This window comes from Paludicola sp. MB14-C6 (assembly GCF_030908625.1).
Taxonomy (GTDB): domain Bacteria; phylum Bacillota; class Clostridia; order Oscillospirales; family Ruminococcaceae; genus Paludihabitans.
The window spans coordinates 2252614-2269579 of the sequence record NZ_CP133133.1; the positions used below are offsets into that span (position 1 = coordinate 2252614).

18 protein-coding genes are annotated in these 16966 nt (G+C 33.6%); 9 read left to right on the forward strand and 9 right to left on the reverse strand.

What is annotated here, in order from left to right:
• Nucleotides 1–26 precede the first annotated feature (26 nt).
• The 4 genes from RBG61_RS10730 to rbr all read left to right on the forward strand — a co-directional run bounded on the left by RBG61_RS10730 (nt 27) and on the right by rbr (nt 3136).
• Complete coding sequence (locus tag RBG61_RS10730; protein ID WP_307943310.1) at nt 27–968, forward strand: 1-phosphofructokinase family hexose kinase; 942 nt, start codon at nt 27–29, stop codon at nt 966–968.
• 120 nt (nt 969–1088) lie between these two features.
• Nucleotides 1089–1814, forward strand: coding sequence for a peptidylprolyl isomerase (locus RBG61_RS10735; protein WP_307943312.1), 726 nt, complete (start codon nt 1089–1091; stop codon nt 1812–1814).
• Between the two features lie 18 nt (nt 1815–1832).
• Nucleotides 1833–2498: a peptidylprolyl isomerase gene (locus RBG61_RS10740; protein WP_307943314.1), complete on the forward strand. Its 666-nt coding sequence runs from the start codon at nt 1833–1835 to the stop codon at nt 2496–2498.
• A 104-nt stretch (nt 2499–2602) separates the two neighbouring features.
• On the forward strand, nt 2603–3136 hold the full coding sequence (gene rbr, locus RBG61_RS10745; protein WP_307943316.1) for a rubrerythrin: 534 nt from the start codon (nt 2603–2605) through the stop codon (nt 3134–3136).
• Between the two features lie 83 nt (nt 3137–3219).
• On the opposite strand, the gene RBG61_RS10750 is transcribed toward rbr, so the two are convergent.
• On the reverse strand, nt 3220–4227 hold the full coding sequence (locus RBG61_RS10750; RefSeq protein ID WP_307943318.1) for an NAD-dependent epimerase/dehydratase family protein: 1008 nt from the start codon (nt 4225–4227) through the stop codon (nt 3220–3222).
• A 283-nt stretch (nt 4228–4510) separates the two neighbouring features.
• Between RBG61_RS10750 and RBG61_RS10755 the strand changes: the two genes are divergently transcribed.
• Together RBG61_RS10755 and RBG61_RS10760 are read left to right on the forward strand one after the other, a co-directional pair.
• Complete coding sequence (locus RBG61_RS10755; RefSeq protein WP_307943320.1) at nt 4511–5065, forward strand: GNAT family N-acetyltransferase; 555 nt, start codon at nt 4511–4513, stop codon at nt 5063–5065.
• A gap of 107 nt (nt 5066–5172) precedes the next feature.
• Complete coding sequence (locus RBG61_RS10760) at nt 5173–6399, forward strand: IS256 family transposase (RefSeq protein ID WP_307942478.1); 1227 nt, start codon at nt 5173–5175, stop codon at nt 6397–6399.
• Between the two features lie 186 nt (nt 6400–6585).
• Here the strand turns inward: RBG61_RS10760 and RBG61_RS10765 are convergent, their stop codons facing one another.
• The 6 genes from RBG61_RS10765 to RBG61_RS10790 all read right to left on the reverse strand — a co-directional run bounded on the left by RBG61_RS10765 (nt 6586) and on the right by RBG61_RS10790 (nt 12728).
• Entirely contained in the window at nt 6586–7137 is a 552-nt protein-coding gene (locus RBG61_RS10765) for a TIGR01440 family protein (RefSeq protein ID WP_307943323.1), read from the reverse strand.
• A gap of 12 nt (nt 7138–7149) precedes the next feature.
• Nucleotides 7150–7845 (reverse strand): SanA/YdcF family protein, encoded by a 696-nt coding sequence (locus tag RBG61_RS10770; RefSeq protein ID WP_307943324.1) that lies wholly within the window; start codon nt 7843–7845, stop codon nt 7150–7152.
• Complete coding sequence (locus tag RBG61_RS10775) at nt 7842–8567, reverse strand: VanZ family protein (RefSeq protein WP_307943325.1); 726 nt, start codon at nt 8565–8567, stop codon at nt 7842–7844. Before RBG61_RS10775 ends, RBG61_RS10770 begins: the two co-directional genes overlap by 4 nt.
• 329 nt (nt 8568–8896) lie before the next feature.
• A complete protein-coding gene (locus RBG61_RS10780; RefSeq protein ID WP_307943328.1) occupies nt 8897–9385 on the reverse strand; it encodes a hypothetical protein in 489 nt (162 codons plus the stop codon).
• Between the two features lie 112 nt (nt 9386–9497).
• Entirely contained in the window at nt 9498–11894 is a 2397-nt protein-coding gene (locus RBG61_RS10785; protein WP_307943330.1) for a GH36-type glycosyl hydrolase domain-containing protein, read from the reverse strand.
• A 183-nt stretch (nt 11895–12077) separates the two neighbouring features.
• Entirely contained in the window at nt 12078–12728 is a 651-nt protein-coding gene (locus tag RBG61_RS10790; protein WP_307943333.1) for a nuclease-related domain-containing protein, read from the reverse strand.
• A gap of 146 nt (nt 12729–12874) precedes the next feature.
• On the opposite strand from RBG61_RS10790, the gene RBG61_RS10795 reads away from it, so the two are divergent.
• Entirely contained in the window at nt 12875–13081 is a 207-nt protein-coding gene (locus tag RBG61_RS10795; RefSeq protein ID WP_307943335.1) for a DUF378 domain-containing protein, read from the forward strand.
• A gap of 55 nt (nt 13082–13136) precedes the next feature.
• On the opposite strand, the gene RBG61_RS10800 is transcribed toward RBG61_RS10795, so the two are convergent.
• Nucleotides 13137–13634 (reverse strand): hypothetical protein, encoded by a 498-nt coding sequence (locus RBG61_RS10800; RefSeq protein ID WP_307943336.1) that lies wholly within the window; start codon nt 13632–13634, stop codon nt 13137–13139.
• A gap of 269 nt (nt 13635–13903) precedes the next feature.
• Here RBG61_RS10800 and RBG61_RS10805 point away from each other — a divergent pair, with 269 nt between their 5' ends.
• On the forward strand, nt 13904–15094 hold the full coding sequence (locus tag RBG61_RS10805) for a hypothetical protein (protein ID WP_307943339.1): 1191 nt from the start codon (nt 13904–13906) through the stop codon (nt 15092–15094).
• 187 nt (nt 15095–15281) lie between these two features.
• Complete coding sequence (locus RBG61_RS10810; RefSeq protein WP_307943340.1) at nt 15282–15620, forward strand: GNAT family N-acetyltransferase; 339 nt, start codon at nt 15282–15284, stop codon at nt 15618–15620.
• A 61-nt stretch (nt 15621–15681) separates the two neighbouring features.
• Here the strand turns inward: RBG61_RS10810 and RBG61_RS10815 are convergent, their stop codons facing one another.
• On the reverse strand, nt 15682–16890 hold the full coding sequence (locus tag RBG61_RS10815) for an acetate/propionate family kinase (protein ID WP_307943341.1): 1209 nt from the start codon (nt 16888–16890) through the stop codon (nt 15682–15684).
• Nucleotides 16891–16966 lie beyond the last annotated feature (76 nt).

Below are 16966 nucleotides of genomic sequence, written 5' to 3' on the forward strand. Positions count from 1 at the left end.
TTGGTCAAAAAAAGGATGATCTAATTATGTTTAATAAAATTATTACGATAACGTTGAATCCATCTTTGGATACAACGTTATGGGTGGATCGATTCGATTTAAAAGAGCCGGTTTCAGCAATAAGGGAACAAATTTATCCTGGTGGGAAATCAATCAATGTAACTCGAGTCTTAACAGCGTTAGGAATCAAGAGCAAGGCACTTGGTTTTGTTGGCGAACAAAATATAACAACATTTATTCAGCTGCTCGATCAAGAAGAAATCAGTTATCATTTTATATCTGTAAAAGGAACTATTCGTGAAAACTTTTCTATTGTTATGCCGAATGGTGAGCTATTTAAAGTAAATCGTGCGGGCTTTTCTGTTGAACAAAGTGTATTGGATTCCTTACAGTCAAATATTGAATCTGAGATAAAAGATGGAGATCAAGTATTGCTTGTATTTGCGGGAAGCTTGCCTAAAAATGTATCGAAAGAGCAATATAAAACATTAATTCAGAATTTAAGTGACGAAGGAATTCAAATTGCTATTGACACAGATATTTTTACAGAACAAGATATTAAAGAGCTCAAACCCTATATCATGAAGCCAAACGAGGTAGAATTAAGTCATCTAGCAAAAACGGAGAATATGAACGAGAAAGCGACTTGTGAGTATGCTAAAAAGCTATCGCAATATGCAACTCATGTTTTGGTAAGCCGTGGCGACGAGGGCTTGCTTTACGCTGGCAACAACGAACTCATTCAATGCAGCGTTCCAGAAGTAGAGGTAAAATCAACAGTAGGAGCAGGTGACACCACACTAGCTGGTTTTATTAAAGCTCTAAAAGAAGAACTGCCAATTGCAAATTGTGTACAATTTGCAGCGGCTTGTGGAACAGCTTCCGTTTTATTAGAGGGAACTGGTGTTATATCGTTAGAAGCTGCAAATGAGATGATAAATGATATTAGAGTAACAAAGCTTAGTTAACAAATTGTTCATTGTTTTTTAGAAAACCGATATACAAACACATTTGTATTCATGATATAATTATCATATTGTTGTTTTAAAGTAATCATAACTATAAAGACAAATGAAAGGTGAATTTTGTTGAAAAAACTAAAAGTAATAGCAGTTATCTTGGTTATTATCTTTGTATTTACAGGATGTATGCCTGCAAATTCTACAGGAGTAAAACAAGAAGATATTAACCTTATTCAATTTCAAGATTTTAAAGAAGGACAAGAAACCGCAGTAATTACAACAAGCCTCGGTACAATTAAAATGGTTTTGTTTGCGAAAGAAGCTCCCAAAACGGTTGCTCATTTTAAAAAACTAGTAAATTCCGGCTTTTATAATAATAAAACTGTATTTATTGAATCAAATGCGAAATCCTTTGTAACAGGTGCAAAAGATGAAACAGGCGTAAGTGGCGAACTTATGACAGATGATAAAAAAGCAATACAATGTGAAGTAACTCCAAATTTATATCATTTCAGCGGTGCCGTTTCGGTATTAGCACAAGAAAAAAACCCATTTAGTAAAAAAATGGTATCTGACAGCAGATTTTTTATTGTAGGCGATGTAAGCGCAAGCAGTAATGTGGTTGAGCAAATGGAGAAATATAAGTATCCACCAAAAGTGGTTGATGCCTATAAAGAACATGGTGGGTTATTTCCTCAATTTGTTGGTTTATACACAGTTTTTGGACAGGTTTATGAAGGATTAGAAGTTGTAAACGAAATATCCAAGCTAAAATGTGATGCTAAAACAAAACTACCAACTGAAAAGTTTGTTATCGAAAAGATTGAGCTTTCCACATATCAAAAATCATAACAGTAAAGGAGTAGACAAATGAAAAAAATTTTATCAGTATTCCTATGTGTAGCAATGCTTACGGCAGTATTGGCAGGTTGTACTTCTAAGAGCAGTAATAGCGGTAAACATAAGCTTGCAACTATGACAATTAAAGGTTACGGCGACATTGTTTTAGAGTTATATCCTGAGAAAGCTCCAAAAACAGTTGAAAACTTTGTAAAGTTATCTGAAAAAGGCTATTATAACGGTGTTACTTTCCATCGTATCATGCAGGATTTTATGATGCAAGGTGGAGATCCTGAAGGTACCGGTATGGGCGGAGAAAGTATTTGGGGAAAACCTTTTGAAGATGAATTTAGCGATTTAAGAAACTTTTATGGAGCAATTTCAATGGCTAATTCAGGTCCAAACACCAATGGAAGTCAGTTCTTTATTGTAAATACAAAGCAAGGCCTAAAAAAAGATCAAGTAGACGGTATCCGTGCACAACAAGGATTAGAAGATGCAAAATATTCCAGCCAAGATTATAAGCGTTATGAAAAAGAAGGCGGAACTCCTTGGTTAGATAAGGTACATACTGTATTCGGTTATGTAGTGAAAGGTATGGATATTGTTGATAAGATTGCAACTGTAGAAACAGACAGCAAAGCAAAACCAACAAAACCGATTGTTATTGATAAGATTACAATTAAAGATAAATAATAATGATAGCACACAACTTATGTTTGTGTGCTATTTTTATGAAGAAAAAATGTATAAATCATTCCATAGCTCAGATAATAGAGGTATAAAAGGAGGATGAAGCTATGGAATTGAAAGACTCAAAAACCTTTGCTAACTTGATGTCAGCATTTGCAGGTGAATCACAAGCACGAAATAAATACACTTACGCTGAGTCAAAAGCGAAAAGTGAGGGTATGAATCATATCGCAGAAATTTTCAAAGAAACAGCAGATAATGAAAAGGCACACGCAAAAATTTGGTATGACTTAATTAACGGTACACAAAAAACAACTTTGGATTCATTAAAAGACGCTGCAGGCGGCGAGCATTATGAATGGACTGAGATGTATGCGAAATATGCAAAGGTTGCAAAGGAAGAAGGCTTTGTAGATATCGCAAATTTATTTGAAAAAGTAGCTGGAATTGAGAAGTTGCATGAGGAGCGTTATCGTAAGTATATTGCAGAAGTAGAGAATAATGAAGTATTTGTAAAGAAAAACGAAGTAACATGGAAATGTGCAAATTGCGGATATGAACATCATGGAACAAGTGCCCCGGAGATGTGCCCGGTTTGCAAACATCCGAAAGCATTTTTCTATGAGGATAAAGGCTTATAAATAAATCAATAAAACCGAATGGCTAAATGAAATTAAGCTCATTCGGTTTTATTATTTATTGAAAGGTATTGGAAAAGTGGATATTAAGCTTTGACACGTCGGTTTATTCTTAACCAATCAACAGTATCTTTTAATGTTAGCTTTAAATCTCTTGGCTGATAACCTAATTGTCTATTCGCTTTTTTATGAGTGAAGTTCGCATTGCTTTTTAGTGTATGAAGTGAGTAGCTCGTATAGAGAGGAGGTTGCTTTTTCAGTTTATAATAAATTTCGGATAAAGGAGCTGTAGCTTTTGCTATCCATAAAGGTAGTATTGTTTTAATTTTCTTTTTACCGCTTATTTGATGCAGATTATTTAAAAGATCAGGTATACTGCAATATCTATTTGATAAAATATAGCATTCTCCTTTTTCCCCGTTATGGCAAGCGGAAATGATACCATCTGCAACATCACGAACATCAACAAAATCATAACCACCTTTTACACAAGCAGTTAATCTTCCGTCTAGATAATCCATAATAAGCTGAGTTAAATGTGCATGACCGTAATCGTTTGGCCCAATAATGCCGGATGGATGAACAATGACTGCATCTAATCCATCTTTAACACTATCTAATACAAGCTGAGTGGCAATTGCTTTTGTTTTTGCATAAAGTCCTACAACAGACTTTTCATTAAATTGGTTAATTTCATGAATGGTTTGGTTGTTATCTGGTTCTGGTATTGCGTGTACTGAACTAACATGGACAAATCGTTTTACATGATTTCTTTTACATAGCTCTATTATGTTTTTGGTACCATTCACATTAACGTCGTATACTTTTTGTAAATATCTTGAGGAAATTGAAACAATTCCGGCAGTATGGATAACATAAAATTCAGTTGGTTCTTCACAAGCAAATAGTGGCTCCATAGAGTTTATGTCGCATACGTTTCCTTTTACAACTTCAACGTTATATCCTTCTAATGCAGGCGATGTTTCATTTGGTAAAACGAGCCCACGCACGGTTTCGCCAAGAGCAACTAATTTACGAACAATGGTATTGCCTAGATGACCAAAGGCACCTGTAACAATGTATATTTTATTCATAATTTTCACCCTTTTGCTATTTAATATCATAATACTATGATTACATATTTTTGTTAATTTAATCATACCATATCCTATTTTTTCTTTGTTACAGCTTTATGAAACGATTATAAATAATAGTCGTAAAACTAGTGAATTTTTTATGCATAGAAAAAATTGCAGTCCTTTGTTATGAAATGTGTTATAATAAGTTTTATGTAAAATAAATTACATTGTAATATTGTTTTAGCTAAAACATACATTGCTGTGAAGCAATACAAAGATATTAACAGGAGATTGCAATATGATGAAAACAGTTTATGAAACAAATCGGTTAAAGTTAGTCCTTGCTGATATTTCTATAGCAAAGGATTTAGTACTATATTATCAGAGAAATAAAGATTTTCTTAGAGCATTTGAACCGCTTAGAGAAGAATCATTTTATACATTCGATTATCAACAAAAGCTATTGCAGAATGAAATGAATCAAATTAAAGATGATAGCTCTTATCGATTTTATATCTATGAAAAGCGAGATTTCAATCGCATTATTGGTATGATTGGATTAAACAATATTGTTAGAGGTGCATTTCAATCTTGCTTTTTAGGTTATAAATTGGATTGTGAAAAGCAAAATATAGGTTACATGACAGAGGCAGTATTGGAATGCACTAGAATTGCCTTTGAAGAACTTCATCTTCATCGAATTGAAGCGAATGTAATGCCGCGCAATACTCCTTCGTTGCGTGTGCTAGAAAAGTGTGGCTATCAAAATGAAGGAATATCAAAGAATTATCTGAATATTAACGGAACATGGGAAGATCATATTCATATGGTTTGCATCAATCAAAGTTATTAAAAAATCCACAAGAGGCTCCCGAAAATTTTGTGTAAAAGTGAATAAGGTACTTCCAATCAGACAAGAATTAAGATAATAAATTCAAGTATGAAAGGAAGTATTTTTTTATGGAAAAGCAACCGAAAGAGTTATTAAAAGAGTATGTGAACAGCCAAAACTTCACAAGCACAACAGAGGTTATGCAGGCAATGAAAGAGATGTTCAAAGATGTTCTTCAGCAAGTTATGGATAGTGAATTAGACGAAGAATTGGGTTACCAAAAAAGTCAAAGAATAGCGAACGATGACGGAAAAAGCATGTCGAAAAATTATCGAAATGGATATTCAAAGAAAACAGTTAAAACACAACTTGGCGAAGTGGATATTAATGTTCCTCGTGATAGAAACGGTGAATTTGAACCACAAATTATTGGTAAATATAATCGTAATGCTGACGGGATGGAAGAAAAAATTATTGCACTTTACTCTTGTGGCATGTCTCAACGAGATATTGCTGAACAAGTAAAAAATCTTTATGATGTAGAAATTTCAGATGGACTAGTAAGCAAGATAACAGAAAAAATAATGCCGGAAGTAACAGCATGGCAAAACCGTCCACTAGATAGTGTATACCCATTTGTGTTCATGGATGCAATACACTACAAAGTAAAAGAAAACAATCAGTTTGTAACGAAAGCAGCATATGTGGTTTTAGGAATTACACTTGAAGGAAATAAAGATATATTGGGCATTTGGATTGGAGAAAACGAGAGCTCAAAATTCTGGTTGAGCGTTATGAATGACTTGAAATCAAGGGGTTTGCAAGATGTATACCTATTTTGTGTTGACGGTTTAAAAGGTTTTAAAGAAGCAATCAATGCAGCATATCCCAAAGCGCACATTCAACGTTGTATTATACATCAAATTCGATATTCAACACGATATGTAGGATACAAAGATATCAAGAAGTTAATGGCAGATCTAAAACTAGTATATCAAGCTGTTACAGAGGAAGAAGCATTGAATAATCTAATATCATTCAAAGAAAAATGGGGTAAAAGTTATCCTTCTTGCATAAAGAGTTGGGAGGATAACTGGGATATACTATCAACCTTTTTTGCATATCCAACTGATGTAAGGAAAATAATATACACAACTAATATTATTGAGGGATTAAACAGGCAGTTCAGACAAATAACCAAGAATAAACCATCATTTCAAAATGATGATAGTTTAAAAAGGATACTGTATTTAGCTTCAAAAAAAATTGTCGAACGATGGACACAACGTTGTCGAAATTGGGACGTTGTTTTAAACCAATTAAACATCATGTTTTCGGACAGAATCGCTGGATGATTCTATGTTCATCCGCCAAAATTTAATGACAAAAGGGGCATGCCCCTTTTGTCATTAAATAAACTTGTTTCAACTAACCTATACACTATGTCAATTACTATTTTGTTCCTATTTCTTGTTCTGATTGTTTTTATATTTACACAAAATTCTTGGTATACCCCCACAATTTTATCGTGGGGATTGCTACTACATTAAGTTATCGTTATAAATTGCTCGAATACCGCCAATGCATTTTGCTCTTGTTCGTGCACATATAATGTTTGCTTCGCCAATGTTACTAATACTTAATCGAATGGGAACTGCAACATGCTTTAAATGCATTCCAATAAGCGTTCCACCAATATCAATTCCTGCATCGGCTTTGATAAATTCAACCGCAACAGGATTTTCAAAGTTATGATATGCCGCTGTTGCGAAACTCCCTCCTGCTTTGGGCTGCGGAACTACATTTACTTGCTCCAAACGGTAATAGTCCATACACTCTTTTTCAACGATGATTGCACGGTTTAAATGTTCACAGCATTGAGCAGCAAGAAAGATGTTCTTTTCCTTTAAAATAGGATAGATGCTTTCAAAGATAGTATCTGCTATTTCTGTGCTGGAGAAAGATCCAATTTTATGTCCTGCAACTTCACTTGAAGAACAGCCAACTACTAAAATACTGTTTTTCTGTAAATTTGCCGCATGGATTAACTCTGTAATGATTGTTATAGATTGCTGTTTGATGGATTCTAACATGTTTTTACCTTCTTATTTATCATTTGTTAAGTTGCCGTTTCCGTTAATCGGAATAGCTTCACCTAAGTAAGTTGGATTTGGCTTGAATATTACTTTAAAAAAGTCCTTATTCCTAGCTAAAACCTCTCTGAAGTCACGATATGCTTGTCCTTGGTAGGTTCGTGGGTTAGAAGCAACACCATATGCATCCAATCCCAAAGTTTTCGCAATATAAAGTGAGCGATATAGGTGATACTTTTGCGTCACAATTATCACTTTTTTCGCTTGAAAGATATCTCTGGCACGATACATGGTTTCGTAAGTTGAAAATCCTGCATGATCCATAAATATCGTTTCAGATGAAATTCCTTTTTCCTTCGCATAGGCTTTCATAGCATTGACTTCATCGTAATTCTTTCTTCCATGATCACCGCTCATAAGTAGCCGTTTTGTTGGAGATTCTTGATATACCTCTATACCGGTTAAAACACGGTCTTCTAACATATGATTGGGTGTTCCATCCGGTTTTAATCCTGCACCCAATACGATAATACAATCCGCTTTTATATCAGCGGTTTGGTCAATCGTTAAAATTCGACCTTTGGTTGATGAAATTACATATCCGTTGATACAAAAAGCCGCAATGGTACAAAGTACTATTAGAATAATAACAATCAAAAAGATAATCTTTAGTTTTTTATGTTTGAGTGGTGTAGTCGATTTTTTCATATAAGAACCTCTTTTGGTTGTAATAAATAAAGCCTTTCAAATATCTTTTGTATGAAATGTATTTTTGCAATAAAATAAACAAGTACTGCACCGATAAAATTCAAAATCATATCATCAATATCAAATCTACCCATTCCAAATATCAGTTGTAAGCTTTCAATAAGAAATAAACCGATTAACATTGTAGTGATAAAAGCATACCATTTTCTAGTTTTCTTAAATAGGCAAGGAAGAAGTATCCCCATTGGACAAAAAAGTAATAGATTTCCGAATAAAAATAAAATAAAGTAATTATTATTTGGATTCTGATTTGTGAGTTGCTGTATGTAATTGTAAATGCTATGAAAAGGAATAAAATTTGAACCTGCTTTTATACTGCTTAGTATATCTTTGTATTGAAAAATAGTTGTAATTGATTCTTTTCCCCTTGTTCTAATCATATCAAGAAAAAGTATACCAAACAATGTAAAGAGATAAAGAGCGAAGCAAACCCACAACGCAATTCGAACGACTTTGTATCTATTTTGGCTATCTTTGAAACTGAATGTTAGGGTAATTGTTGAAAGTAACAGCAAAATTAGTTGAAATATAAGTAAATGTAAAAAACTATATGCATCAGAACAAGGATCATAAAAAAATAAAACAAATAGAGTATATATAAAACTTGCTATAATCGGTAGAAAAATTATTGCTGATGTAATGCGCAATATTATTTTTTTCATTTTGCCTTCTCCTTGATAATCAAACCATCCAATATCCATATGATACCATAATAAGAGAGGATATTCAATAACAAAGTAGGGGCGAACCTGTGTGTTTGCCCGTCAGGCAACCTCTCCACCACTTCGTGGTTCCCCTCTCCTAAAGGAGAGGCTTTTCCTAGGCTCCTCCTTGGGGGAGCTGTCACTCGCAAGTGACTGAGAGGGCATTTTACAATGATATTTTTTCTAAAAATGTTTACAAGAAGTGATAGCCTTTGTAGTGGCTGATGCCCACATCAGCCAAAAGGTCGATGAGGGCATCGACCGCTATTAAAGCAATATATTGAAAACTAAATTTTAATTGGGTTCACTTTATTACTTTTAATAATAACTAATTTGTTTTGATATTGGTTAAGCATCTGTTCAAATTGAAATCGATCGTTTTCAAACTCTTTTGTCCATCGATACATGCATTGTAGCATATGAAAACTCGGTTTATAATGACTTAATTCGATATGTAAAATCTGTTTGATATGACGAGTAAGTATGCGTATTTTTCGTTTCCATAACGGAGTATCCAAAAATATAATGGTATCAGCTATATCTAAAATTAAATGACAGCTTTCTCGATAAGTGCCTTCAATTATCCAATTATCAGAGGTATTGATTGTGTTAATAACTTCAACTTGTTCATTGGGACATCTTTTATATCTACCAGTTTCTGTTTTCGGATAAACAATACAGTCTAGTTCGTAATATGGAATATTATATTGTTGTGATAGCTTTTTTGCTAAAGTGGTTTTCCCACTTGCTACAATACCAATAATATATATTTTCAAAATATCATCTCCACTATTGTATACCCATATTATACCACAAATCATTTCCCTACACAACAAAAATAGCTGCAAGCCAATCGGTTTGCAGCTATTTATTATCTTATAATTTAACTTAGTCCATAATTACTTCAACAGTATTTACGCTATCAGCAGGCATAGCAGGAATGCTATCCACTTTATTACCGTTTACGATGATTTCTTTTACGCCTTTTTCAACATGGTTTGGATTTTTCACAGTAATGTTATAAACTGCATTTCTCCATCGTCTTGTAGCGTTAAAACCATCCCATTCAGCAGGAATACAAGGATCAATCATCATACTATCAAATGTGAAGCGAATACCCAATAGGTAGCGAGTAGCAGCAAAGTAAGCCCAACCAGCAGAACCGGTTAACCATGGATGACGAGCACGACCATGAGCAGTATGTTCTTTACCCATAATGAATTGACAGTAAGAGTAAGGCTCAGCTTGTCTGTATTCGATTAAATCGTTTTGACGTGCAGGACATAGAGAATTATAGAACTTCATAGCACGAGTACCATGACCTAGTTTTGCATCAGCAACCCAAGCCCATGGGTTTGGATGGCTAAAGATAGCTCCATTTTCTTTAATACCTTTATATACACGAGTAACAAATCCGATATCATCGTTTGGAGTACCGTAAGAAGGACCGTTTAGGTGAATACCCCAATCAGAGTATAAATATTGGTCAATAGCGTTCATTGCTTTTTCAGCATGTTCGCCTTGAGCAACACCGGAAATAACAGCCCAAGAGTTGGATTCCAAATGTACTTTACCTTCTTTATCCTCACTAGTACCGATTTTTACGCCGTTTTTCGTAATACCACGAATATACCAATCTTTATCCCAAAGCTCAGTTTCGCAAGCGTTACGAACTTTTTGTGCAACAGCTGTGTATTTTTCAACATCATCTGTTCTACCATAATATTTTGCTAATTCGATAAAGTTATCTAATGCCCAGTAATGTAGGAAAGATACGAGTGCAGATTCACCACCACCTAGGTTTAGACAATCGTTCCAGTCAGCACGAAGGCCTTTACAAATACCGGTAGCACCAACTTGCTCAGTAGAGAAGTCTAGAATTTTTTGCATATGCTCGTAAACAGTACCCTTACCACCATCAGCATAAGTAATTACTTCATCAATAAAGCTAGTTTCTCCGGTTTCTTTGATGTATTCACAAATAGAAGGAACAAGCCATAAAGCGTCATCAGAACAAGTATCTTTTAAATCATTGAAATCAATACCAGCAACACTTGGCTCCGGTTTTACAGTAGGAGATTTAAAAGGAGGTGTTTTTGGACGATCGGGATCGAATGCACTTGGCTCAAATAAATGTAAGCCCCAACCTTTGCTTGTTAAACCACGAAGCAGTTCAACGATACGTTGACGGCATTTTGTTGGGTTAGAATGAGGAACACACATTGCGTCTTGCGCTGTATCACGATAACCTAAGCCCGTTCTTCCGCCTACTTCTATGAAAGAAGCAAAACGAGAGAAAATGATGTTTATTTCAGATTGATATAGGTTCCATGTGTTAATCATGGTATTCATATCATCGTTTGGAGTGTTAATTTGTAAAGCAGAACATTTTTTATCCCAAAATGCTGCTAATTCAGCATAAGCTTTGTCTACATTAGCTAGGTCAGAATATTTTTTCTTGATTTCTGCGCCAACTTCACGTTTGCCAACGCCAACCATATAAACAACACGGATTTCTCCACCGGCAGGGATAGTAAATGCTTTTTGTAAACCACCGCAATGGTTGTTTCCAAGCTCATGACTACCGGAAAGTGTGCCGTTTTCAACTCCGATTGGGTTTGTTTCTGTGCGATAGTCACCGATAAAGCTATCACGTAAACAATCATAGCTATCAGGAGTAAAGCTTGATGCAAAATAGTGATACATAGAAGGGTTATAGAAGTTGTCCACTTCGATGATTCCATCTTTGTAATCAGAACCGGAGCAATATAAACTCATTTGATAGTTTTGATTATCAATTTCAATAATATTGAAAGAGAATTCACAGTAAGAGAATAAGCTGATGTTTCTTGGCTTATCGCCTTTGTTTTTCAAAGTAACATCCCAAAGCTCAACTGTTTCACCACGAGGAATAAGCAATGTTTCAGTAGCTTCAATATCGCTGTAATCACAAGTGAATTTTGAATAAGATAAACCATGTCTGCATTCATATTTTGCTTGATCCAATGGTTTGCCAACTGGTTGCCAAGAAATAGACCAATAGTCTTTTGTGTCGTTATCACGAATATACACATAGTGACCTGGACGGTCTAGTGGTAGAGCATTTGCTCTAAAGCGAGTAATTCTGTGGTTTTCCGGTGATTCATAGAAGCAGTATCCACCGGCATTTTGAGAAACGACCGCACCCATTTCTTCTGTACCGATATAGTTTGTCCAAGATACAGGAATAGCAGGGTTTGTGATTACGTATTCTCTTGCTTGATTGTCAAAATATCCGTATTTCAAATCATTATCCTCCTAATTGTTAAAGAGTTTTACTAACATATCATATTATATCATTTATATAAATAAAAGAAAAGGGGGTAAATGATTTTTCTATAAAAAAGAATGAATTAAAGTTTTTTCTTATGGTTTTCGTTATTGGTAAAGCCATAAAACCCCGCTGGTATTACCAGCGGGGAATTGTAACTACTTATTGTTTTTTGCCATAATTTTTACGTTTTTATTGTGTTCGGCAATTAGCTTTTTATCTGTAACTTTGTATTTCATTAAAGCGTTATAAACTTTTTGAATATCTATGTCATTATCTTTTTCAAAACAAGGTTGTTTTAAGTATTTTTTAAATTTTTTGAAATAGATAATAGGTAATTTATTCGGTACGAATAAAGTTACTTTTCTTGCGGAAAATACAACAAGGCTTTCAATATTAACATTGTAGATGTTTTCTTTTCCTAATAAATGGCGAATACAATCAATATGTGTTTGATTTTGCATTAAAGGATTATATAACGTGTGCTTTTTCTCGCCCATAATGTGTAGCCAATCTTTTTTCTTTGGATCACCATAAATTTCGCCGGAAAGGTTTTTGGTTTCAACAACTATAATTCCGAAAAATCCAATTAAAACATGATCAATTTGAGTTGTTTTATCATATAGAGGAAGATATAAATCGTTAATTACTTTATAGCCACGAATACCTGCATATTTTTTTAATGTAGAAGCGACTTTCTTTTCTCCGTCTTTTCCAATTTTAATAATTTTTCTTTTTCTAATAAAAGCTGTTAGCATAATGATCAGTACAGAAAGAATCACTGTACCACCGATAATATAATAAATCATTTCCTACCTCCAAAAAATTTACATACAAGTTATTTTAACATATAAGAATAAAAAAAGAAATATAGTTTACAATATATTTGTAACATTTTCTTTATAATTTTAAACGATATCCATAAATGATGGAAATTTTTAATGGAGGGTTTTCAATGTTAGATAAGATCGCGTTATCCCTTATTATTATAGGTGCAATTAACTGGGGTTCAATTGGCATCTTTGGTTTTGATATTGTAGGTTGGTTAACCGGGGGTCAAGGCTCTATTATTGCAAGAATTATCTTTACATTAGTAGGTATTGCGGGTATATGGTGTATTTCTTTATTATTCCGCAGAAACAACGACATATTAGAAGATTAACAGGGATAAAACAAAAATGTCGAATGAAACTTCATTCGACATTTTACTATTATAGCTAGCTTTGTTGATTAGGGGGTGTCTGGTCATTGTGCTGAGTGTAGTTTGTGTAGATTTTTTTCTCGACAATTCCAAACGCTCTGTTTGCAATTTTAGAAAACAAAGGGATATTTGCATCTTTACCTTTTGAAACATTAACGATACCAATGATACAAAATACGAGTACAGCAACGGTAACAATAGCACCAAGAAAAGCAATAAATCCATTTACAATAGCACCAATTCCATTTGTAATATTTGATATCATCCAAGGAAGTCCGTGGTCCGAAAAATCGATTCTTCCAATTTTAATCCAACCTAAAATAAGTTGAGCTACTGAATTGAAAAGAGTCAATAAGAAAGCTTGTATAACTTGTTTGGTTAACCAATCGTTTTTTTCGACCACGATAACAAAGCCCAATAACAAACCTCCCAATAGAGATTGTCCTAAAAATGCAAGAATAAATGCAATGACTGCATAAAACCAAAGATAGATACCATATTTACCTTTTTCCATAACGATACCGTCCTTTCTTTATTGTTTACATACTATGAGACATATATTATTATATTAAAAGCAAATTGATAATATGTCAATTGATTTAGAGAAAAAGGTATACCTATTATATTTAGGTTAATAACACTAAAGAAAATTTCAGCACAATTTTTGTTTAAATATGGTATTAAAGTTGTTTTGTTATGGAATAAAGGTTATAATTATTTTGTGATCATAGTGAATTTGAAAAAATAAATAATTTCAATTAAAATACAAAGGAGAGTATGATTATGAAGTATTTTTTAGAGGTCTATTTTGAACCCATAAGGCATTATATCCATGTTAAAGGCATGATACATAATAGTGTAAGCAATAAGTTTTATTTGAATGAAAATTTTACTATTTTAAATGCTACTTCCAAATGTGAAAAAATTGCTTTTCATATGAATAAAGAACAACCCCATCCTGCATTTGACAAAGTTTCAAGACCAATAATATTTGATACTGAAAATAATGAAATAGAATTTGAATATGAAGGAACTGTTCCAGAAATTATTGCAGATATAAACCAAATTGACGAAAATATCATTGAACTCTCAAGCTACTCCGGTTGGTATCCAAAACCCGCTAATTTCGAAGTAGATTTTGATTTTGAGTTAAATATCAAGCTACCAAAAGGCTATGAGGTTGTTTCAAATGGTAAGATCGTAGATTATGAGCATATCATTTCCGTTCAAAAAGAAACGGATATTGCCCTGTTCGCTTCTAATGAGGTTGAACGGTATGAATATGATGAAAGCAATGTAAAATGTACTTTCTTATGTCCGTCAGAAATGATTGAACAATTGGAACAACGTGCTAAGGATATCATTCAAGCAAACAAAATATTTGTTGAAACATTTGGCAATCTGGATATGAAAAGTGGCGTAACGGAGATTGTAAGCGTATTTCGCCCAAGGGGAGGTTGGGGCTATAAAAGGGGAAATGTTACTTTTCTTTCTGCTGAATTAGGAAAAAAAGAAAAGCAATATAAATATGATTATCATGAGCTTGCCCATGGTTGGTGGAAAATTGCAAATGTAACAACCGACGATTGGATTAACGAAGGTGGTGCGGAATTTTCGGCGTATGTTGCTGCTAAGCATATATATGGAGCACCTTATGCTCAAAAGTATATTTCCAATTGTATAGAAGAAATAACAAAATCAAACGATAATGTTTCTATTGTTGATACAGATTATCAATCACAGCAAAGATACTTAAATCATTATATAAAACCTACAATAATGCACATCAATGCTCAAAAAATATTTGGGGATAAAAGAGTATTTGATTTATTGAAAAAAGTCTTTACTAAATATCAAAATACACAAAATGCTACAACCTATGATTTCTTATCTTTATGCGATGATGATATGAGAATATATTATGAAAAATATTTATTTGCAAATGATTGGCATCAATTAAATTATACAATTTAGCTTTATGCAGCGAGTGAAATATAAAACAATTAAGTTGCAAAAAGCTATTATGTGAGGTACAAATGGAGATAGTTGAAGTCTTTGATAATGAAAACAAATCAAAAATATGTAATACAATTCTCAGTCATTACCTGAATGGTTTGGCGTTGAAGAATCCATTGTTGACTATGTGTCAAAAGTTTGTAGTATGCCTTTTTACATAGCCATTGAGCAAAATAACCCAATTGGATTTGTAGCAGTGAAAGTGCATAATCAGTTTACTGCAGAAGTTTGTGTTATGGGAGTAATGAAGGAATATCATAGACACGGAGTTGGAACGATACTAATTGAGCGTGCAGAGAGATTTTGTGTTTCAAATGGTTTTCAGTATTTAACCGTTAAGACATTAGATGATTCCGTATTGTATGAACCATATGAGAAAACAAGAAAGTTTTATAAAAAACTTGGTTTTACTCCATTAGAGGTATTTCCACTATACTGGGATGAAGCAAACCCTTGTCTCTTTTTAGCAAAGCATCTTGAATGATGTGCTTAATCTATATTAATTAAAAAAAGGACTGTTTCCAGTCCTTTTTTATAGAATCAAACTATCTGATTTTTTCAACGATTTCTTTGGTATCACGAGCAATTAACAATTCTTCGTTTGTTGGAATAATCCAAACCTTAACTTTAGAATATGGCATAGATACTTCAACTTCTTGTGCATTACACATAATATTCTTATCAGTATCTAATTCAATACCTAGGAATTGCATATGGTCGCAAACCTCTTCTCTTAAAGAAGCAGAGTTTTCGCCAATACCACCGGTGAATACGATTGCATCTAATCCACCCATTGCAGCAGCGTAAGCACCAATATATTTTTTAATATGGTAACGTTGCATTTCACCAGCAAGTTTTGCACGTTTGTTACCTTCTGCAGCAGCTTTTCTTAAATCACGATCGTCACTAGTAATTCCGGAAACGCCAAGATAACCGGATTGTTTGTTTAAGATCATATTCATTTCGCTTGCAGTTAATTTTTCATTTTCCATAATGTATAAAACTGCAGAAGCATCAATACAACCAGAACGTGTTCCCATAAGGATACCATCAAGTGGAGTGAATCCCATAGAAGTATCAACACATTTGCCATGATCAATTGCAGCAATAGAAGAACCGTTGCCTAAATGGCAAGTTATTACCTTTAAGTCTTTTAAATCTCTGCCTAAACATTTTGCAAGTTTATTGCTAACAAAACGATGAGAAGTACCATGAAAGCCATATTTTCTTACATTGTATTTTTCATAATATTCATATGGAGTACCAAACATATATGCTTTAGGAGGCATAGTTTGGTGAAATGCTGTATCAAATACAACAACTTCAGGAACATCAGGACCGAATACTTTTTTACAAGCACGGATTGCTTGTACATGTCCTGGATTGTGTAAAGGAGCTAAATCAGAAATATCTTCGATTTTTTGAACAACTTCATCTGTAGCTAAAACAGATTCAGAGAAATGTTCTGCACCTTGAACAATACGATGTCCGATTGCAGTAATTTCATTTAGATTTTTAACAACAGCATCACAGCCTTTTGTTAAAACTTCAACTAGTTTTTTAAAAGCGTCAGCGTGGTCATTGAATTGACAATCTTCGGTGATAACTTTACCGTTTGCCAATTTGTGAGTAATACAGCCACCGTCAATACCTATACGGTCACAGTTTCCTTTTGCGATTACATGTTCATCTTCCATATCAATCAATTGATATTTTAGGGATGAACTACCTGCGTTGATAACTAGAATTTTCATTCGTTTCGTCCTTCCAAATACAAGATATGTTAATTGTATAAATAGCATAAAAGCATATTTGTATAATTAACTGCCA